This window comes from Glutamicibacter ardleyensis (assembly GCF_014644555.1).
GTDB classification, from domain to species: Bacteria; Actinomycetota; Actinomycetes; order Actinomycetales; family Micrococcaceae; genus Glutamicibacter; species Glutamicibacter bergerei.
The window spans coordinates 24,511-43,196 of sequence record NZ_BMKX01000006.1 but is presented as its reverse complement, the minus strand read 5'-3'; the positions used below and the strand labels follow the sequence as shown (position 1 = coordinate 43,196).

Below are 18,686 nucleotides of genomic sequence, written 5' to 3'. Positions count from 1 at the left end.
TTGTGAGAAGTATTACTGTAACCAACAGTACATGATACTCTGAGTTACGTGAACAAAATCACCCAAGATAACGATGCGGTCACCGATGGTCGTTCGGCCCGCTGGCAGGCGCATCGCAGCCAACGCCATACCGAGCTGCTCAAGCTCGCCCGCAAAGCGGTACATAAGCTGGGCCCGCAGGTGTCCATGGAAGACATCGCCGCGCACGCCAAAACCTCCAAACCGGTCTACTACCGCTATTTCGGAGATAAGGAAGGGTTGCGCCAAGCGCTCGGCGCGGTGGTTATCACAGACTTCCGCGATTCGATCATCGCCGCGGGCCTGGCCGAGGGAGACGAAGCCGGGGCGCTACGCGCAATGGTTACCGCCTACCTGGAGCTAGCCAAGGGCAGTCCGAACCTTTACTTTTTTGTCACCGCCCAAGCCCCGGACGTGCTCACCGCACCAGATCGCACGGCAACCGGCTCCCTGGGAGTACTCAATGCCTTCTTCGACGAGGTCACCGCATTGATGAATGAGCGGCTAACCGCACATCTGGCCGGCAATACGCACAGTGCCTCCAAGGCCACCGGATTGTGGCCACGCGCGGCCCTCGGGATGATCCGCTCCGCCGGAGAAATCTGGTTGCGCCAGCCCGAAGGCGAAGACAAAGCAACTTTGAATGAAATGGCCCAGGCCCTCAGCTCTTGGCTCACCCACGGCATCTCCACCACCCAACGCAGCGCATGAAAGGCAAACAAATGAACAGCATCAACGTTAAAGCCCTGGCCGAACAGCTCCTTGGCCCCTACGCAGAAATCCGCAAGGCTTCGCGTGCTCGCGCCGCCGACCCGCAGTTGCAGCGTGACCCTGCGTGGTCCATGGATGAACACCGCGAACAGGTGCTGCGCCAGCTGAAGGTCTTAGTTGATCAAAAAGCGGTACAGCGCGCATTCCCGAAGAAGTTTGGGGGGCTCGATGACCACGGAAGCTCCATCGCCGCGTTCGTGGAACTTGTCGCCGCGGACCCTTCGCTGCAGATCAAAGCCGGCGTGCAGTGGGGTCTTTTTGCCGGTGCCATCATGCACCTAGGCACCGAAGAACACCACGCCAAGTGGCTGCCGGGCGCAATGAACCTGGATGTACCTGGCGCGTTTGCCATGACCGAGATCGGCCACGGCTCCGACGTGGCTGCGGTAGCGACCACCGCCACCTATGACCCGGAAACCGAAGAGTTTGTCATCCACACGCCCTTCGCCGCTGCCTGGAAAGAATTCTTGGGCAACGCCGCGTTGCACGGCACCGCAGCGACGGTCTTCGCGCAGCTGATCACCAACGGGGTAAACCACGGCGTGCACTGTTTCTACGTGCCGATCCGCAATGAAGACGGTAGCTTCGTTGAAGGTGTCGGAGGCGAGGATGACGGGCTTAAGGGCGGACTGAACGGTATCGACAACGGCCGTTTGCACTTCACCAACGTGCGCATCCCACGCACCAACCTGCTCAACCGCTACGGCGATGTGGCCGCCGATGGCAGCTACAGCTCCCCGATCTCCTCCCCCGGCCGACGCTTCTTCACGATGCTCGGCACCCTGGTCCAGGGTCGAGTCTCACTCGACGGCGCAGCAACTGGCGCCTCGAAGATGGCCCTGCAGATCGCCGTAACTTACGGCAACCAGCGTCGCCAGTTCAACAGCGTCTCAGATACCGAAGAAACCACGATCTTGGATTACCAGCGTCATCAGCGTCGGCTGATCACCCGGATGGCACGCACCTACGCCGCGTCCTTTGCACACGATGAACTGCTCTCGAAGTTTGACGCGGTCTTCTCCGGCCGCGAAGACACCGACGAGGATCGTCAAGATCTAGAAACCCTGGCCGCGGCGTTGAAGCCGTTGAGCACCTGGGACGCGTTAGACACCATCCAAGAATCACGCGAAGCCTGCGGCGGTTCGGGTTACATCGCCAAGAATCGCTTCACCCAGCTCTACCAGGATCTGGATGTGTACGTGACCTTCGAAGGGGATAACAATGTGCTCTTGCAGCTGGTGGGCAAGCGCCTGCTCACCGATTACGCGGCGGAGTTCCGCAAGCTAGATACCGGGGCGATGGCCCGTTACGTGGCCAAGCAGGTCGGTACCACAGCGCTCTACCGTTCGGGGTTGCGCAGCGTGGGCCAGGCCTTCGTCGATGTCTCCGATGAGCGTAAGAGCGCAAACTTCTTCAAGGATCCGGCGAACCAGCGCGAGCTGTTGACCGACCGGGTCAACGCCAAAGTTGCAGAGGTGGCAAACGCTTTACGCGCGGCAGGCAAGGATAAAGTCAAGGGCGCCAAGGCTTTCAACGAGAATCAAGACCTGCTGATCTCGGCCGCTCGTGATCACGGGCAGCTGTTGCGCTGGGAAGCTTTCACCGCGGCGCTGACCAAGGTTGAGGATCCAACTACCGCCGAGGTGTTGACCTGGTTGCGTGATGTCTTCGCACTGAGCTTGATCGAAGATGATCTGGGCTGGTTCTTGGCCCACGGCCGACTGTCCATGCAGCGTGCGCGCACCCTCCCGGGTTACCTCAATCGTCTGCTAGACCGCCTGCGCCCCCATGCTCAGGATCTGGTTGACGCGTTTGGCTACACTCAGGAGCATCTGCGCGCGGAGATCTCCACCGGTATCGAGGCCACCCGCCAAGATGAGGCCATGGAGTACTTCCGCAAGCTACGGGCCAGTGACAATGCTCCGGTCAGCGAGAAGTCGTTGAAGAAGTCCAAGGCGTAAGTTCGCTTCAGGGCCGCGGCTACCTACTTGGTGGTCGCGGCCTTGGTCGTCTCAAGTAGTCGATAAGCGTTGATGAGCGCACAAATCTGGCTGGCCGTGGCTACGTCCGGCATCGAGATGATCTGCTGTTGGTAGTAGCCCATATCGATGACGACGGCCGGCCCATTGCCGGTCAAAAACCCCTTATGCGAGATGTCCGAGCGGTAGCCCCACCCACCGTATTCCAAGGCCCTTACGTCTTTCACGTGCACGGCTTTGATATCCGAGTACTGAAGCTTCATGACCTTAAAGCATCTGGAAGCCACAATCCGTGTGCCTTGTCCGTCGACTTCAAAAGCTCCAGCAAAGAAGAACCAGTAGCACAGGCCGCCGGCCAGCGCGCCGAAAATCACCACGAATTGGTCGGCGTACCAACCGATCAGCATCAGTAGTATCGCAACTGCGGCAATCAACCAGCGCATCCCGGGCACTGTCAGCGTCACCTGCGATACCTCGTCGAGCTGCGCGCGCTGTGCCTGGCTAAGCGTCACAGCAGAGGCTGGGTCGTTAGCTTCCAAATCCGCGGCGATGATCTCGTGTGATTGTTCGTGCATCACCTCCCGCGGACGGTAGGCGAAGAATACTAATAGGCCCAACAGTGCGGATCCGGTCAAAGATACAGCAAGTGTCAGCCCGTGCACGGAAGCGAACTGGGCAGAGCCCATCCCCAATTGGCCCACGACCAAAGCAAGGCTCAAACCATTGATCATTAGTCCAAGCACCACCGCGAATCCGAGACCAATCCGGGCCAGCATGATCGACTGAGCGCGGGTCATGATCGCCGCGCATCCGATAGCCCCGACAACAAACACAGAGAAAAAGGTCATCGTCAGCACGTGACCTAAGAGGGAATCATAACCGTCTACCTCGCCGCGGCCATTCCAGTGCGTCGCGAGTTCCGCCGGCAGCTGGTCCTTGACCATAACCATCCAGGCGCCTGCCAACAGGGCAAGAATCAGCAATCCACTGATAATGCCGATGATCCAATTGCGGTTATATCTCTGGTCCTCTTCGGACACGACACCCTCTCGTGAAAGTTCCCAAATGTGGCATAAAATTTCTACCTACCTGATTTAAGCTTACCAAATCAGAGTTGTTCTATTTAATTATTATTGAGATCACGTGCAAGGATTTCGATCCTATTGCCAAACGGGTCACGGCAGTGGAACCGCTGGTAACCCTCAAAGCTATGCCGCTCCACCCAAGACAGTTCATGCCCACCCGATTCAATCCGCCGGGCCATCGCTTCCAATGTGGCAATATTCTTGACTAGAAATGCCGGATGCGCCTTGCCGCTCGGGACAAAGTTTTGATCAACACCAAGATGCACTTCAGCGACCACCTGTTCGCCTTCGAACGCTCGAAACCAGCACCCGCCGCGCTGCTGTAGCGACGGCGGTTTGGGCACCTCGGTGAGGCCTAAGGCCCCTACGTAAAAGCTGCGAGCAAGCGTTTCTTTTCCTGATCCCATCGAAAGCTGTACATGATGCAAAAACATTTTACGTACCATCCTGTCAATTGATGATTTACGCCAAATTTACCAGGCAGATTTTTCGTGATCACCCGGCTGACCTGAGTATAAAAAGAATATACCCACTTATCCACAAACGGTTCCTGCGAGCCTAAAACGTCGGTACAACGGCGTAAAGTGAAACTATGTACGAAGAAGAAGCTAGTCCTGACAAGGAGTTCGAAGCTCCGCCGCCAACGAGACCACCTACATCCGTGGCGCTCGATTACACCGAGCTCAGCGAGCAAGCTATAGATGACGGCATCGACGATGCCATCGCTCTTCATGATAATTCTTTACTCGCCCAGTATATTAACGAGACTGAACGTCGCAAGGCCAGCTTTAGTGCCAAGCAAGCCAGAATGGCTTACTTTTACGAGAAGCAAGTTGTCCGTGAAAATGAGGACCGCGGGGTGCACATATACCAAAGTGAACGTGGCGCCGCAGCGGCTATTGCCATCAATCGTCGGCAAAGCACCAATGGGGCCTGTAGTTACCTAAGAGCCTGCCGGATCCTCCTCGAAGACACCCCGAACCTCTTCGATTGTTTTGCCCATGGGCATCTGACCGAGCGCCAGATCAAAGCCATTACCGAACCACTTGAAGAAGTTGACGCGAATGGCCGTCGTGAATTTGATGCGATTTTCGCTGATCACACGGATATGTTTGAGAATCTTGGGGTGCGGGCCATCAGCGACCTCGTTCGAAAATTCACCGAGCGATTTCAAAGCAGTGAAAAGGCCGTCAAGATTGAAGATGAAGCCGCGAAACGTTATGTCCGCTTCCGCAAGAGCAAGGACTGTGTGATGCTCAGTGCGAAGCTGCCCTTGGCCGAAGGCATAGCCTTAGCCAAGTCCATCAAAAAACGCGCCAAGGCAATCTTCCGCATGGGCAACGACCCACGCACCAAGCAACAGCTCCAGGCAGACATGCTCATCTGCAGTCAATTGGAAGGTTTTCCGCCGAAGGTTCCGCTGTTCTTGGACGTCAAACTCATCATGACCGATAAGACACTGTTTGCAGGCAGCCATGAGCCGGCAAACCTGCCGGGCTACGGAATCATACCGGCGCAGTATGCTCGTGAGTTAGTCGCTGGAGCGAAGGTGGACCTCGAAGATCCATTCCACCTGACGCTGAAAGACGATGAATTGAACCGCAGAATTTTCACTTTCCCGGAAATTCAAAGGATCTACACCGCACCCGGTAATCAAGACCTCATCGCTATGGATTCAAAGGCTCGTGAATTCCCTGAGTCGCTAAAAGAGTTCATCCGAATTCGAGATTCCCATTGCATGACGCCTTACTGTGACGGTGTTCCTGAAGAAATTGACCACGTGGTGCAACGCCATCTGAACGGACCAACCTCGGTACATAATTCGTCCTACAGATGTCGCTTTTGCAACTTGGCCAAAGAGTTGCCGGGTTGGTACGAAAAAGTAGATTATTCCATTCCGCATTCCATCGTGATCAACACGGGAGATGGACGAACGTATCGTTCACTGGCTCCACCTGCCACGGGCATTGTGCGCGAGGCTGACCCGCAGGCGAATGAACAGCCCCGCAAGTAGGAAAACACTACTGAATGTTAATCCGTCGGTTGTTGTCGAGCCTGGAGTTCTTCAAATCGTCCCTTGGGAAGTGCCACGACGTAAATGATCGAGGCAAGAATAAAGACGATTACGAACGACAAAAGCCCCAAGCCCACGCTTTGGGAACTGGTGCCGTTTGATTCCACACCCAGGGTGCTCAGAACCGAGCCCAGCCCAACACCGAGCACTGCATAGGCGAAAGCTTCAACGCTAATCACGATGGCCTTTTCTACCTGGTACCAGTGGCCCGCGACTAAAAATCCTCGCGCTGTTATTCCGCCAACAACAAAAGCCACCGCGGCGATAACTGCGCAAACCATCAGCATGCGGAATGCGGATCCATAGCCGACACCATCGGGTCCCATGTGGATTGCAACGTGTCCAGGGATAAAAGGTCTGGCCAACCAATAGCCCATAAAGGTCAATACAAGGGCCAAGACTGGAGCAACAAGAAAAAGACGACGAGTACCAGCAGGGCAACTTAACTTTTCATTTGCGCTACTTGGCATTTTTTCTCCCTTCCTCTTGTTCTTCAGATGAAACCATAAACTCGATCAAACACCACGCTTTAGACTACCTGAGTGAAAAAGAGTTTGCTAGCAAATCCGCGATTCTATAAATCTTGCATCCATCTGACGGGTTTAAAGCGGATTGCCTGAGAGATGATTTTGCTCCTGGGGCCGTGCAGCTTCGCGCATGCGATAGTTGCGTGAGTGAACGCCACCATATCTAGCGCCCCCTATTTCGGGGCAACGATCGAGATAACTGGTCGTGTAAAACCTGTCCAAAAAGCGTGAACATTTTGGTGCCTGCCACTTCAGCTGCAGTCGACACTTCGTCTAGGCTCAAGAACCCATGCACTAGGCCCTCATGGTCTAGTAATTGAACGTCTACTCCAAGCAGGTTCAGTTTCTTGGCTAACTCTGCCCCTTCATCATGTAGCGGATCATGTTCTGCAATCGCAATCATTGTTGTGGGTAGCGCTCTTAGTTCTACGTGCAGTGGACTATATTTCTCTAGCGTTTCTGGTTCCAGATCCTGAACCCACTGTTGGATGAACCACCGCAAGTCTGCACTGCTAAGACCCCAACCCTGTCCTTTGGTCCGTATGCTGGGACTGCTCAACGTTAGGTCAGTATTCGGGCAGGCAAGTAGCACTGCGGATACATGGCCCCCGGTTGAAATGTACTCATTCGCTGCTAAGGCGGCAATGAGTCCACCAGAGCTATCGCCGGCAAGAGCCACCGGTATGGTTGGCTGATTTATCTGACTTTGCTCATTTGATGCCCAACGCAAAACATCAACCACGTCTTCAATTGCTGCAGGGGCAGGATGCTCGGGTGCCAACCTAAAATCTACTGCCATCACGTTGACATCACCGTGTACTGCTAGTCGCCGACATGTTCGGTCGTGCGATTCGAGATCACCAAAAGTAAATGCACCGCCATGAACATAAACCACCAATGGCCGCGACTGCTCCCTCGTCTGGTAATACCGAACCGGAATTGTCTTTTGGCTCGGGATTTGAAAGTTCCGCACGGAATACAGATCGGGACCTGGCCCGCGTGAACGCGGCAACCGTAAACTTTCCAAGTCTGGGGACGTTGCAGTTTCAGGTACCGAGCGCACCGTGGACAGCCATTGCTGAAGTCCCGTGTCTGCCACATGGCCATTTCGGGTTGCTGCCTTGGTCAATTGCTCTTCGGGATATCTTTCCATTGGATCAGAAGCTTACCTCGTGAAGAAAACGCAACACTTCACTCAATTCTCTAATGACACCGCTATGTGCCAGAATCCAAATTAGAAGTATTCCTCTCGCCTGGAGACGTCGGGAATAGTGTCGGAGAAACCAAAGGAAGTGCTCTCAACCGCATCTTTCGCGTGACCTTGGATCTGAAGGGACTTGACGGTTTACTCGAGCTAATAGGCGGCGGGCTTTTGTTGCTGGTTCCACCGAACCAAATTGGCACCTTTGTCCGGATTCTCACCCAGCACGAACTTTCTGAGGATCCTCAAGACCTTGTAGCCAACGCTCTAATTATCGCGGCTCACGGACTGACACTCTCAGCTTCCTTGTTTGGTGCTATCTACTTGCTTCTGCATGGGTTCGTGAAAGTTGTTTTGGCTTGGGCGGTGCTTCGAAATTTCCTCTGGGCGTACCCATGGATGATGGCATTCTTACTAATTTTTATTGGCTATCAGGTCTATCAGCTTGCCGTAAAATTTAGCCTAGGCATGGCGCTTCTAACCGTCTTTGACCTGTTGATCCTCTGGCTGACTTGGTATGAGTACAGGATGCACAAATCTCGGAAGCCAATCGCAGGAAAATAGCCGTTCAACCCACGGATCAGCTGGGATCAATGGCCTGCCAAGCAAACCACCAACTATTCGTGATTACCGGTTTGCCAATTCCTTCAGAATTCTTTCCGTTGATGTGACTCTTGCGAAGTCCCCACGTGCAAGATTTATTGCACTGATACGGGCGAGTGATGCAGCGTCCACCATCTTTCCGTCAGCGTCTTTCAAACTGAATGTATGGCAAGCATCAAATGCCACTGTGGTGTGAAACCCAAGATTTCCGGACATACGCGCGGTCGTTTCGACGCACATATTTGTTTGAATTCCGCACAGTACGACCTGCCGAATATTCTCCTTTTCGAGCCACTCGGCTAGGTCGGGTGTTCCATAAAACGCAGAGTTCACCGTCTTGGTGATCGAAATAGTTGGTTGCACGGAATCGAGAAATCCTTTCAGTTTTGAACTGTCATGAACCGGATGAAAAGTTGATTCGAGACGATTTGAACTATGGGTAACCATGACTATTGGCATGTTCAGTTGTTCCCACTTCTGGATAAGTTCCTGAATATGCTCTTCAGCATGCGGGTTGTCCCGGATGCCCCAAAATAATTCATCATCGAAAGTTCGTTGTACATCGATGATGATTAACGCAGCGTCGGGGCAGCTGCTCTGCGAAAATTTCTCGGAGGAAAACGACGTAGACGTCGCCTGAAAAAAGTCTGTGTTGTCCATGTTTAATACTTTGCCTGACATGGTCGGTGCACAGTGAGTGACAGTTTTGACAATGTCCGATGGTTTATCGCCATATACTTTGCTTATGATCGATGTCGCGCTTTTGCTCATGCCCGGAACTCGACTCTTCGATGTCTCAATTGTGACCGAGACCTGGGCGGCAAAGCGTTTATCGTCGCCTGACTTGAACGTCGATCTCCGCCGGTGTGCGATAAACAAAGGGATGGTAGAACTGACCGACTCGTCGCAGGCTATGGCTGATGAGACTCTGGAATGGGCCCAAAATGCAGATCTGATCTTGATCCCCGGGCTTGGAGACTTCACAGCCACACCACCCAATCAGTATCTGGAAACGATACGTGAAGCTCATCAACGCGGAGCAGTGGTGGCCTCACTTTGTTCGGGCGCTTTTGTATTGGCCCAGACCGGATTATTGGATGGTCTTACCGCTACCACTCATTGGGCCTTAACCGATGAGCTAGCGAGTCGCTTCCTAGAAATCAATGTCGACCCCGCAGTGTTATTTGTTGGGGAAAGCAGAGTCTGGACTTCCGCTGGTGTGGCGGCCGGAATCGATTTAAGCATTCACCTGATAGGTCAGTTCTGCGGATCGTCGGTTGCCTCTACTATCGCTCGCTCCATGGTGATGGCCCCACATCGTACGGGTGGTCAGGCACAATTTCTCACGACACCGGTTGCGGTGAAGCACGGTGATGGTCAAGCGATGATGACAGTTCGCACTCTAATGATGAAAGACCCGACAAGAACTCTTACGCTTAGCGATTTTGCCGGTGAGGCGTGTATGTCGGAGCGAACCTTTCTCCGCCACTTCCTGGCCGAAACGGGCAGTACACCACACCAATGGGCGATGAGCTGGCGTATTGATGAAGCGTGCAAGCTCCTTGAGGAAAGTCACGGATCCATTGCTGAGGTCTCGGCGGCTGTGGGTTTTGGAACGCCTGTGACTTTCCGCCAACGATTCCGTGTTCTCAAAGGTGTCTCCCCGATGGAGTATCGCCAGGCTTTTCGCAAGCCTGAATAATGCATTAAAGCACTGGTTGAAACCGCGGCGGCACACCGCGCAATTTTTGATGCGGTGCGCGCCAAAGACATCGATGCCGCGCGCCTGTTACTCGCAGATCATTTCCAAGGAATCCGCCAGCTACTCGCCGTAATGCGCGGCCGGGTAAATTAATTTTCGTCTAGCTCAGCATTATCAAACATTCATTTCACAGCTAAGCTGTAAGGGTGGACACATTAGAACGCTATGCACCCAATGAGAACCTTCGACGCGATGAGGCCGCTTGGCGTGCCGCGAACATCAGCTGGCACTATGCAGCCGTAGAGCTTGATCTGAGCAACGCCACCCAAGCGCAGGAAACTTCCTACACCGCGATCACAACACTGAATTTCTCTTCAAAGTCACCGCAAACCTTCATTGACTACATTCATGAGTCGATTGAAAGCATCGTGGTTAATGGAGCCGAAATCTCCGTCGCGGACGCGGTACTCGACGCCCGCATCTACCTCGATGGTTTGCGCACGGACGCGGCAAATACCGTGCGCATTACCGGACGCTCCAGCTACTCACGTTCCGGCGAGGGACTGCACCGCTTCGTGGACCCACAAGATGGCCAGACCTACCTCTACACACAGTTTGAGCCCTCGGAAGCACGCCGTGTTTTTGCCTGCTTTGAACAGCCGGATCTCAAAACCAGCTACCAATTCACCTTGACTGGCCCGGAAGACTGGCATCTGGCCAGCAACCAGCAGATCATCGACGAGATGAATCATGGTGACGGCACCAAAACCGTCGCCTGCGCACCAACCGGCCCGATCTCCACCTATATCACCGCGGTCCTTGCCGGCCCATACCATGTGGTGCGCGGTACCCACGTGCAAAAGCTTGCAGAAGGCGAATCGCTAGACATTGAAATGGCAGCCACCTGCCGCGCCTCGTTGGCCGAACACTTTGACGGCGAAGAAATTCTCAAGCTCACCAGCCAAGGCCTGGATTATTTCCACGAGCTCTTTGACTACCCCTACCCATGGGGCAAATACGACTCGGCGTTTGTTCCGGAATATAACCTCGGTGCCATGGAAAATCCTGGCCTCGTCACCTTCACCGAACGTTATGTATTTACCTCCCAGGCCACCGAAGCCCAGTATGAGCAGCGTGCTAATACGCTCATGCACGAAATGGCGCACATGTGGTTTGGCGACCTGGTGACCATGGCCTGGTGGGACGATCTGTGGTTGAAGGAATCCTTTGCGGACTATATCGGAACGCTTGCTAACGATGAAGCCACAGAATTCACCACCGCATGGACCACCTTTGCCGCGCGTCGTAAGGCGTGGGCCTACGTGGCAGATCAGATGCCAACCACCCACCCGATCGTGGCCGATATTCCAGATCTGCTGGCTGCAGACCAGAACTTCGATGGCATCACCTACGCCAAGGGCGCTAGCGTGCTCAAGCAGTTGGCCGCCTTTGTCGGGGCAGAAGCCTTCCGCGACGCGGCTCGTGCGTACTTCCGTCAACACGAATACGCCAACACCTCCTTGGAAGACTTCCTGCAGGCACTAGAAAAAGCCAGCGGACGCGATATGCGCAGCTGGGCCGATGCCTGGCTGAAGACTAGTGGCGTGCCCAAACTCGCGGTGAACTACACCGTGGATGACGCCGGGATCCTGACCGCTGCGAATCTTGAACAGCACGGCATAGATCCGATTAGTGGCCAAGCAATTGTGCGACCCCATGTGCTCACCGTCGGCGCCTACACGCTGACCGATGGCGTGCTCACGCGCACCGCAACACAGCGTGTTGAACTTTCCGGAGATAGCGTCGCACTAGATTTCCTCGTCGGTCAGCCGCTACCCGATCTGATCTTGCCCAACGTGGGCGATGAAACCTACGCGCTCATTGAGTTTGATGAAAATTCACTGAAAACCTTGCTGGGAAATCTTGGATCGTTGCAGGAATCTTTGCCACGCGCCACCAGTTGGGCCTCCTTATGGGACGGCGTACGTCAGTCAAAGCTAGCTTCTCAGACCTATGTCAACGCCATTTTGGAACATGCGCACACGGTGACCGATTCCGGTGTCTTTGCGATGCTGCTTGATCAGCTGGTCACTTCAATCTCGAAATATGTTGCCCCGGAACTGCGAGTCTCGATCCGCGAACGTGCTGCCGAAGTTCTCACCGGCTGGCTGGCGAATTTCGAAGCTGGTAGCGACCAGCAGACCACTACCGCGCGCACGCTAGCTCGCTTGGCGCGCTCCGGTGTGGCGCGCGAGGTGATTGATTCCTTCCTTGCCGAGGAAGAGAATCCTTACCGGGTCACAGTTGACGAACAACTTCGCTGGGCAAGCTACATTGCTTTGGCGGCCGCGGGCGGCTTGGACGCGCAGGCCGAAGCGCGGATGCATCAGGCTGCGAAGCGCAATCCTACGAGCGTGGCACAAAACGCGGTCCGCACCGCGTTGGCTGCCCGTCCGGATACGGACGTGAAAGAAGCTGCTTTTGATACCGTGTTGATGGGCCACGATGAACACGGTCCATTATCAAACGATGCACTTTCGGCTATCGCCGATGGTTTTGCGATGGGCTCGGCTAGCCTGCTAGCTGGTTTCCAGTCGCGTTACTGGGCTGCAATCCTGCCGGTCTTTGAAACGATGAGCATGGAATTTGCCACTCGCGTCATCGAGGGCCTTTACCCGGGTTCGCAGGATCTCACCGGCGAACCGGAAGAAAATCCAACCTTGCAGGCCGGAAACGTCTGGCTGGAACATCACCAGGGCGCTCCGGCAGCACTGCTACGCATTCTCATCGAACAGCGCGCAGAGCTTGAACGAAGCCTCAACGCGCAGCAGCACAGCCGCGCTAGCCAGTAGTTTACGGAACGCGAGCCGTCCAGGCCTCGGTATCAAACTTAGTTTGAGCCAGGTCTTGGGCGGCTTTTCGCGTTATGTCATCTAACTCAACAACGGTGGCGTTGGTACGAGCTGCAAAGGTATCCATCATGGTGGAAATGATTTGCGCTCGATCTTCGCTGGTCTGTGATTTCAGCGGATCCACTCGCTTAACGGCCGAGGTAATGCCTTTATCCGAGATTTTCTCGCGCCCAATACGCAACACCTGCACCATCTTCTGTGCATCGATGTCGTAGCTCATGGTGACGTGGTGCAACAGGGCGCCCTTAGCCAGACGTTTCTGCGCCGCTCCCCCGATCTTTCCACTCGGCGTGGCGATATCGTTCAGTGGCTTGTAATAGGCATTAATGCCCAGTGATTTCAGCGCCTGCATGACCCACGCGTCAAGGAATGGGTAGGAATCGGCAAAGCTCATTCCGTCCACCAAGGAATCTGGGGCGTACAGGGAATAGGTAATGCAGTTTCCGGCTTCCATGAACATTGCCCCGCCACCTGAAATGCGGCGCACCACTTTAATGCCGTGGTGTGTGGCTTGTTCCATGTCCACTTCGTTTTTTAAGGATTGGAAGGAGCCGATAACGACCGCGGATTCGTCCCAGTCCCAAAAACGGATCGTAGGCTTTCGCTCACCGGTTCCGATTTGCCGGGTGAGCACCTCGTCGAGGGCTACCTGTTCGGCTACGGGAATGATTTCTGGGCCGAGAATTTCCCACTGGTGATCTTCCCATTTGGTGGCGTGACCCAGGCTTCGGCGGACCGCGCGCGCCACTGCGTCGGCATCAAAACCGAACATCACCGCGCCTTCGCGCAAATTGTTGTTGACCGCGTCGCGGATGGTGCCATGGCTAGCGCCGGTAGGCAGACCGTTCAATGCCGCGTTGAGGTCTTCGAGTGCCTCATCCGGTTCGAGGAAAAAGTCGCCGTTAAGTGAAGCGTTAACGATCACCCCGTTGTCACTATCGAGATCAACGACGACTAATTTGCCGCCGACCACCTTGTATTCGCCATGATGCATCATAAGTCGATTCTATCGTCTTGTCACCTGTGCTTAAACGCAAACGGCACGATTCCAGTTGAACTGGAATCGTGCCGTAAAAAGCTTGCGAGGGGCGAAGAATTACTTCTTGCCGCCGAAGCCCTTGAAGCGGGCGTTGAAGCGCTCGACACGGCCAGCGGTGTCCATGATGCGCTGCTTACCGGTGTAGAACGGGTGCGATGCAGCCGAGATTTCGACGTCGATCACTGGGTAGGTGTTGCCATCTGCCCACTCAACGGTCTTGTCCGACGAACGGGTCGAACGGGTCAGGAACTGCTCGCCGGATGCCAGGTCGTTGAAGACAACTGGACCGTACTTTGGATGAATATCAGCCTTCATAGCTATACACCTTTATGTTGATAGGCCACTGGATTTTGCCAGCAACCACTTGCTCGGAAATTTTACTGCGTCTTCGACCCTAAGGCCGAGACACAGACATTCCATCCTATCTCATGCAAGCATGCTGCGTGAAACTCATTTAGGTGTCGAAGAGCACAGTTCCCAGAAGGCGATGGCGCTAGCCGCCCCAACATTGAGTGAGGACACCTCGCGGTGCATCGGGATCAACACCGCCTGGTCCACCAGGCTCAGGGTTTCTTCGGTCACTCCCCTGCCTTCGTTGCCCAGGATCATCGCGAACTTTTTACCCTCAGTCATTTCAACCTCGGCCAAGGACACTGCGTCCTCGGTGAGCTCCATGGCCAGCATCGTGTAGCCATGAGCCTTAAGAATGTTGATGTCCTGGGGCCATGAGGTGAGCCTGACCCAGGGAAGGTCAAAGACGGTGCCCATTGAGACGCGTGCGCTTCGGCGATACCAGGGGTCCACACACTTGGGGGTAATCAGTACCGCGTCCACGCCCAATCCTGAGGCCGAACGCATAATCGCGCCTAAGTTTGTATGATCGGCGATGTCTTCGAGGATAGCGATCCGCGAGCTCCGCTCAAGCACTTCACTCAAATTCAGCGGTTCGGGACGGTTCATCGAGGCCATCGCCCCGCGGTGCAGGTGGAAACCTACCAGGTCTTGAAGTTGCTCATCACTACCGACAAAAATTGGGACGTCCGGGAAACGCGCAAATTCTTGCGCCAGCTGATCCAGATGCTTTTCCGCTAGCAAGAAGCTGCGTGGAACGTGCCCGGCATTGATTGCGCGGGAAACCACCGTGGTGCTCTCGGCAATATACAGACCGTTTTCCACGTCACTGCGCATCCTTAGGTGCGCTTCGGAGAGTCGCAGGTACTCGTCGAGGCGCGCATCTTGCAGGTCTGCAATATGCAAAATGCGCTCGGGATTAACGATCTCAGGCACCAGCGACCAACTTGTACACCATATTCACTAGCGCGATACCGCCAAGAATAACGATGATGACTCGAAGCCAGCCGGGAGAAAGTTTGCGCCCTACCTTGGCACCAATAAATCCACCGATCAACGAACCCACGGCGATGAGCAGCACCACAATCCAGTGAATGCGTTCCGGGGCGATCAGCAGGTACATGGCGGCTGCCACGATGTTGACCATCAGCGAAAGAATGACCTTGATCGCATTGGACTGTTGCAAGGAAGCCTGCAGGAATACCCCGAAGACAGCCATAAGCAAGACACCCTGGGCGGCGGTGAAGTAGCCACCGTACACGCCGATAACAAAGACCAGCACGTAAAGGATAGTGGGGATCTTGGCCCGGTCGGCATCGTCGGGATCATTTCCCCCGCGCTGCGCCTGCCGGGTCTTAGCCCATGCGGAGAGTTTGGGTTGGAAGATCACCAGCACCAGCGCGCAGACCAGCAAGACCGGAGCCACCACGCCGAACACCGATTCGGGCAGGTTCAACAGTAACAGTGAACCGATCAGTCCCCCGACCAGGGAGACCGGTACAAGTTTTAACAAGGTTTTTTTGACGCTGGCAGCTTCCCGACGGTAGCCCCAGGCGCCGGAGAATCCACCGGCAATCAGACCCATTGCGTTGGATACCACCGCGTTAACCGGCGCAAAGCCTAAGGCCACCAAGATGGGGAAAGTCACCAGGGTGCCGGAACCCACCACGGTGTTGATGGTTCCGGCCCACAGGCCGCCAAACAGGATTAACGCTTCACGCCAAAAATCGATCACGGTGTGGTGTTGCCCCTAGTTCACTCGGCGCGCGACGGCGCTATAACGACCGTCCACTTCGCGCACGCTCAAATCCATCCCGTAGGTTGCTTTGAGATTTTCTTCGGTCAAGGTGGAAGCGATCTCGCCGGCGGCGATTACTTCACCTGCGTTAAGCATCAATATATGGGTGAAGCCCGGTGGAATTTCTTCCAGGTGGTGGGTGACCAAGACCAAAGCCGGAGCTTCTTCATTCGCCGCAAGTTCAGTCAGCTGAGCAACGAGCTCTTCGCGTCCTGCCAGGTCCAGCCCGGCAGCTGGCTCGTCAAGAATCAGCAGTTCCGGGTCGGTCATCAACGCGCGAGCAATCAGCACACGCTTGCGCTCACCTTCGGAGAGCTTGCCAAAAGGCTGGTTCATGAAGGTGGACATGCCCCACTGGTGGAGCATCGAGAACGCACGGCGTTCGTCGAGTTTCTCGTACTTCTCACGCCAGCGTCCGGTCATGCCGTACGCGGCGGTGAGAACCACATTTAGTGCGGTTTCATTGGCCGGGATAGCGTTGGCGACCAGTGAGGAGCTTAGGCCGATCAACGGTCGCAGTTCGAAAACGTCGACCTTACCCATGGTTTCTCCCAGAATGCCCGCGGTACCGCGGGTGGGGTGCAGACGGGTGGCTGCAATGTTCATCAGGGTTGATTTGCCGGCGCCATTCGGGCCCAGCACGATCCACCGCTGGCCTTCTTTGACTTCCCAGGACACGTCCTTGAGCAGGTCTTTACGCCCGCGCACCACGGTGACATCGTTGAAAGTTAGCACTTCGCTCATGGTTTTTAAGCCTAGACTTTCGTTGCCTGATTCACTAATTGAAAACACCATTGCCGATGTGGATTAAGACTCGTTGCTCTTTTGTTTGCGATAAAAGAAATGAACAGTCAGCGCCAGACCGAGCAAAATGCAGCCAATGGCGCTCACCGCGAAGGACAATGTGACGCCCTGACCTGTGGTGGCACCGGAAGAATCTGCGTGCATGGCGATGATCGCGGCGGAGACCGCAGTACCGAAGGAACTACCCACGGTGCGCAGCACCTGGTTGAAACTTACCGAGCTACCCAATTGTTCGGCCGCGACGCTCCGCGCGATAAGTGCTGGCATGGCCGCGTAGCTGGCACCCATGCCTAGACCAAAGACCAACATTCCCAGCAGCAGTTCCCACAGTGCGCCGTGCGCTAGCCAGAGGAACGTGGCGGCCGCTGCGAAGAGTGTCGCGCCGATGGGTAACAATGCTGGGTAGCCCACGCGGTGCCCGAGCCGGTGCACCAGACGGTTAGCGACCAAACTGCCTACCGATAGTGGCATGATGACAAATCCGGCCCACAAGATCGGTAGTGCAAGCCCGAAGTTAGTGGTTGCCGGTGCTTGAGCGACAAGACTGGCCACGGACATGCCGATGTACAGGGCTGCACCGAGGCCGATGGCGGCGAAGTTAGCTAGCAGCACTTCGCCTTGGCGTAGTGTGCGCAGGTTTATTAGCGGGTGAGCTATCCGCAACTCGGTTTTCACCCAGATGAACAGCAAGATGATTGCTACTCCAAGTACCAGGACGGTACGAGCAGAAATCCAGCCCCAGTGTGAGCCTTCACTGATCCCCAGTAAGAGCAAGCCAAGGCCCGCAGCCAAGAGCAACGCACCGGCAAAGTCGAATTTTGTGCGGGGCGCATTCTCATCAGGTCCGTCGGGCACGATCCGAAGCACCACAAAGATCACGATGAATACAAAAACCGCGGCAAACCAGAAGGCCCACTGAAAGCTAAACATCCCGGCGATGACCCCGGTCAGTGGATAACCGATGCCGATACCGGTGGCAACGGTGACGGATAACGAAGAAATCGCATGGTGCACGGTCTTGGGATCCGAGTAACGCCTAGCTAAGGCGATAGTCACCGGCACGATGCCATAGGTCAGCCCCTGCATGGCACGTCCTATGAGGAATATCCCGAAGGTAGGGGCCAGCGCCGCGAGGATGGAGCCAAGCAGAATGATCACCAGCGAATATAGCAGGAGCTTTTTCTTGTGCGGTCCATCGCTGAGCCTACCCATCACCGGGGTAGCCACCGCACCGGCTAGGAGGTTTACCGTCAACATCCATTGAGCTGCACTGACCGAAATTTGGTAGGTCGCTGCGATAGACGGAACTAAGAGCATCCCCAAGGAACTGACAATCGCGGTGGATAACGCCGCAAAAATTAATGTGGGGACAAGATTGGAATTAGTTCGATTCATGCCCACCGCGTGAAATATGAGTCAGTGCGTCGATTGCGTGGCGGATCGATTCTTGCTGTTTTGGAGCGAGATTTTTGTTGATCACGTCAGCGAGTACCGCCCGTGCCAGTTGGCGTTCGGCGTGAAGTTTTTGGGCCCCGGAGTCGGTCAACGCGAACCACGTACGGCGCAGGTCGCCCGGATCTTTGGTACGCACCAGAAGTTCCATTTCAACCAGCTCCTTAGCAGCCAAGGAGATCGCTTGTTGGCTTACCCCGAGCTTGTCTTTCATGGCGGCCGCCGTAATTTTGCCTTGTTCCTCAGCCAAACTCAGAATGCCAAGCTTCCCGGCGGAAATACTTCGAACCTTATTGAGCATTCCGAATAACGGATAAATGGCGTCAAGTAGGTCATCTGCAAGCTTGGCATCTGGAGGTGATGAGGTCAT

Annotated in this window: 19 protein-coding genes; 7 read left to right on the top strand and 12 right to left on the bottom strand. The window is 55.1% G+C overall.

Annotated elements, in window-relative coordinates; translation table 11 throughout:
• The first annotated feature begins 48 nt into the window (after positions 1-48).
• Positions 49-729, top strand: coding sequence for a TetR/AcrR family transcriptional regulator (locus IEX04_RS11925; RefSeq protein WP_096253768.1), 681 nt, complete (start codon positions 49-51; stop codon positions 727-729).
• An 11-nt stretch (positions 730-740) separates the two neighbouring features.
• Positions 741-2,750 (top strand): acyl-CoA dehydrogenase family protein, encoded by a 2,010-nt coding sequence (locus tag IEX04_RS11920; protein ID WP_308422420.1) that lies wholly within the window; start codon positions 741-743, stop codon positions 2,748-2,750.
• 23 nt (positions 2,751-2,773) lie between these two features.
• Here the strand turns inward: IEX04_RS11920 and IEX04_RS11915 are convergent, their stop codons facing one another.
• Positions 2,774-3,808 carry a DUF1648 domain-containing protein gene (locus IEX04_RS11915; RefSeq protein WP_188685919.1) on the bottom strand — a complete coding sequence of 345 codons (1,035 nt, stop codon included), beginning with the start codon at positions 3,806-3,808 and terminating at the stop codon, positions 2,774-2,776.
• Positions 3,809-3,891: 83 nt separating this feature from the next.
• Positions 3,892-4,287: a VOC family protein gene (locus tag IEX04_RS11910; RefSeq protein WP_188686149.1), complete on the bottom strand. Its 396-nt coding sequence runs from the start codon at positions 4,285-4,287 to the stop codon at positions 3,892-3,894.
• 158 nt (positions 4,288-4,445) lie between these two features.
• Between IEX04_RS11910 and IEX04_RS11905 the strand changes: the two genes are divergently transcribed.
• Entirely contained in the window at positions 4,446-5,867 is a 1,422-nt protein-coding gene (locus IEX04_RS11905) for an HNH endonuclease signature motif containing protein (protein WP_188685917.1), read from the top strand.
• Positions 5,868-5,884: 17 nt separating this feature from the next.
• On the opposite strand, the gene IEX04_RS11900 is transcribed toward IEX04_RS11905, so the two are convergent.
• Complete coding sequence (locus IEX04_RS11900) at positions 5,885-6,397, bottom strand: hypothetical protein (protein WP_141392818.1); 513 nt, start codon at positions 6,395-6,397, stop codon at positions 5,885-5,887.
• A gap of 220 nt (positions 6,398-6,617) precedes the next feature.
• A complete protein-coding gene (locus IEX04_RS11895; protein WP_188685916.1) occupies positions 6,618-7,607 on the bottom strand; it encodes an alpha/beta hydrolase in 990 nt (329 codons plus the stop codon).
• Positions 7,608-7,673: 66 nt separating this feature from the next.
• Between IEX04_RS11895 and IEX04_RS11890 the strand changes: the two genes are divergently transcribed.
• Positions 7,674-8,219: a DUF2127 domain-containing protein gene (locus IEX04_RS11890; RefSeq protein ID WP_194446453.1), complete on the top strand. Its 546-nt coding sequence runs from the start codon at positions 7,674-7,676 to the stop codon at positions 8,217-8,219.
• A gap of 63 nt (positions 8,220-8,282) precedes the next feature.
• Here IEX04_RS11890 and IEX04_RS11885 read toward each other — a convergent pair whose 3' ends face one another.
• Positions 8,283-8,918, bottom strand: a complete 636-nt coding sequence (locus IEX04_RS11885; RefSeq protein WP_188685912.1) for an isochorismatase family protein — start codon at positions 8,916-8,918, stop codon at positions 8,283-8,285.
• 52 nt (positions 8,919-8,970) lie between these two features.
• Between IEX04_RS11885 and IEX04_RS11880 the strand changes: the two genes are divergently transcribed.
• From IEX04_RS11880 to pepN, 3 genes are read left to right on the top strand one after another with little or no spacing between them, the layout of a single operon-like run.
• Positions 8,971-9,960, top strand: coding sequence for a GlxA family transcriptional regulator (locus IEX04_RS11880; RefSeq protein WP_188685910.1), 990 nt, complete (start codon positions 8,971-8,973; stop codon positions 9,958-9,960).
• A gap of 3 nt (positions 9,961-9,963) precedes the next feature.
• Positions 9,964-10,113, top strand: a complete 150-nt coding sequence (locus IEX04_RS19145; RefSeq protein WP_096253679.1) for an FCD domain-containing protein — start codon at positions 9,964-9,966, stop codon at positions 10,111-10,113.
• A 53-nt stretch (positions 10,114-10,166) separates the two neighbouring features.
• The gene (gene pepN / locus IEX04_RS11870; protein WP_188685908.1) at positions 10,167-12,812 is read left to right on the top strand and encodes an aminopeptidase N; all 2,646 of its coding nucleotides are present in this window, start codon (positions 10,167-10,169) and stop codon (positions 12,810-12,812) included.
• A gap of 1 nt (position 12,813) precedes the next feature.
• Here pepN and lplAB read toward each other — a convergent pair whose 3' ends face one another.
• From lplAB to IEX04_RS11835, 7 genes are all read right to left on the bottom strand, one after another.
• On the bottom strand, positions 12,814-13,869 hold the full coding sequence (lplAB, locus tag IEX04_RS11865) for a lipoate-protein ligase LplAB (RefSeq protein ID WP_096253677.1): 1,056 nt from the start codon (positions 13,867-13,869) through the stop codon (positions 12,814-12,816).
• A 99-nt stretch (positions 13,870-13,968) separates the two neighbouring features.
• Positions 13,969-14,226, bottom strand: coding sequence for a type B 50S ribosomal protein L31 (locus IEX04_RS11860; RefSeq protein ID WP_096253676.1), 258 nt, complete (start codon positions 14,224-14,226; stop codon positions 13,969-13,971).
• Between the two features lie 135 nt (positions 14,227-14,361).
• The gene (locus IEX04_RS11855) at positions 14,362-15,198 is read right to left on the bottom strand and encodes a TrmH family RNA methyltransferase (RefSeq protein WP_229677121.1); all 837 of its coding nucleotides are present in this window, start codon (positions 15,196-15,198) and stop codon (positions 14,362-14,364) included.
• Positions 15,191-15,997: a sulfite exporter TauE/SafE family protein gene (locus IEX04_RS11850; protein WP_096253675.1), complete on the bottom strand. Its 807-nt coding sequence runs from the start codon at positions 15,995-15,997 to the stop codon at positions 15,191-15,193. The genes IEX04_RS11855 and IEX04_RS11850 overlap by 8 nt, the downstream gene beginning before the upstream one ends.
• Positions 15,998-16,012: 15 nt before the next feature.
• Positions 16,013-16,804 carry an ABC transporter ATP-binding protein gene (locus tag IEX04_RS11845; RefSeq protein ID WP_188685906.1) on the bottom strand — a complete coding sequence of 264 codons (792 nt, stop codon included), beginning with the start codon at positions 16,802-16,804 and terminating at the stop codon, positions 16,013-16,015.
• 63 nt (positions 16,805-16,867) lie between these two features.
• Entirely contained in the window at positions 16,868-18,259 is a 1,392-nt protein-coding gene (locus IEX04_RS11840) for an MFS transporter (protein ID WP_188685904.1), read from the bottom strand.
• Complete coding sequence (locus IEX04_RS11835; protein WP_096253673.1) at positions 18,246-18,686, bottom strand: MarR family winged helix-turn-helix transcriptional regulator; 441 nt, start codon at positions 18,684-18,686, stop codon at positions 18,246-18,248. The genes IEX04_RS11840 and IEX04_RS11835 overlap by 14 nt, the downstream gene beginning before the upstream one ends.

Excerpts from the sequence above, each read along its gene's own strand:
- IEX04_RS11920 (WP_308422420.1), top strand. The coding sequence starts at position 741 with ATGAACAGCATCAACGTTAAAGCCCTGGCCGAACAGCTCCTTGGCCCC.
- IEX04_RS11910 (WP_188686149.1), bottom strand. The coding sequence starts at position 4,287 with ATGTTTTTGCATCATGTACAGCTTTCGATGGGATCAGGAAAAGAAACG.
- IEX04_RS11905 (WP_188685917.1), top strand. The coding sequence starts at position 4,446 with ATGTACGAAGAAGAAGCTAGTCCTGACAAGGAGTTCGAAGCTCCGCCG.
- IEX04_RS11900 (WP_141392818.1), bottom strand. The coding sequence starts at position 6,397 with ATGCCAAGTAGCGCAAATGAAAAGTTAAGTTGCCCTGCTGGTACTCGT.
- IEX04_RS11895 (WP_188685916.1), bottom strand. The coding sequence starts at position 7,607 with ATGGAAAGATATCCCGAAGAGCAATTGACCAAGGCAGCAACCCGAAAT.
- IEX04_RS11885 (WP_188685912.1), bottom strand. The coding sequence starts at position 8,918 with ATGGACAACACAGACTTTTTTCAGGCGACGTCTACGTCGTTTTCCTCC.
- IEX04_RS11880 (WP_188685910.1), top strand. The coding sequence starts at position 8,971 with ATGTCCGATGGTTTATCGCCATATACTTTGCTTATGATCGATGTCGCG.
- lplAB (WP_096253677.1), bottom strand. The coding sequence starts at position 13,869 with ATGATGCATCATGGCGAATACAAGGTGGTCGGCGGCAAATTAGTCGTC.
- IEX04_RS11860 (WP_096253676.1), bottom strand. The coding sequence starts at position 14,226 with ATGAAGGCTGATATTCATCCAAAGTACGGTCCAGTTGTCTTCAACGAC.
- IEX04_RS11845 (WP_188685906.1), bottom strand. The coding sequence starts at position 16,804 with ATGAGCGAAGTGCTAACTTTCAACGATGTCACCGTGGTGCGCGGGCGT.
- IEX04_RS11840 (WP_188685904.1), bottom strand. The coding sequence starts at position 18,259 with ATGAATCGAACTAATTCCAATCTTGTCCCCACATTAATTTTTGCGGCG.
- IEX04_RS11835 (WP_096253673.1), bottom strand. The coding sequence starts at position 18,686 with ATGACCTCATCACCTCCAGATGCCAAGCTTGCAGATGACCTACTTGAC.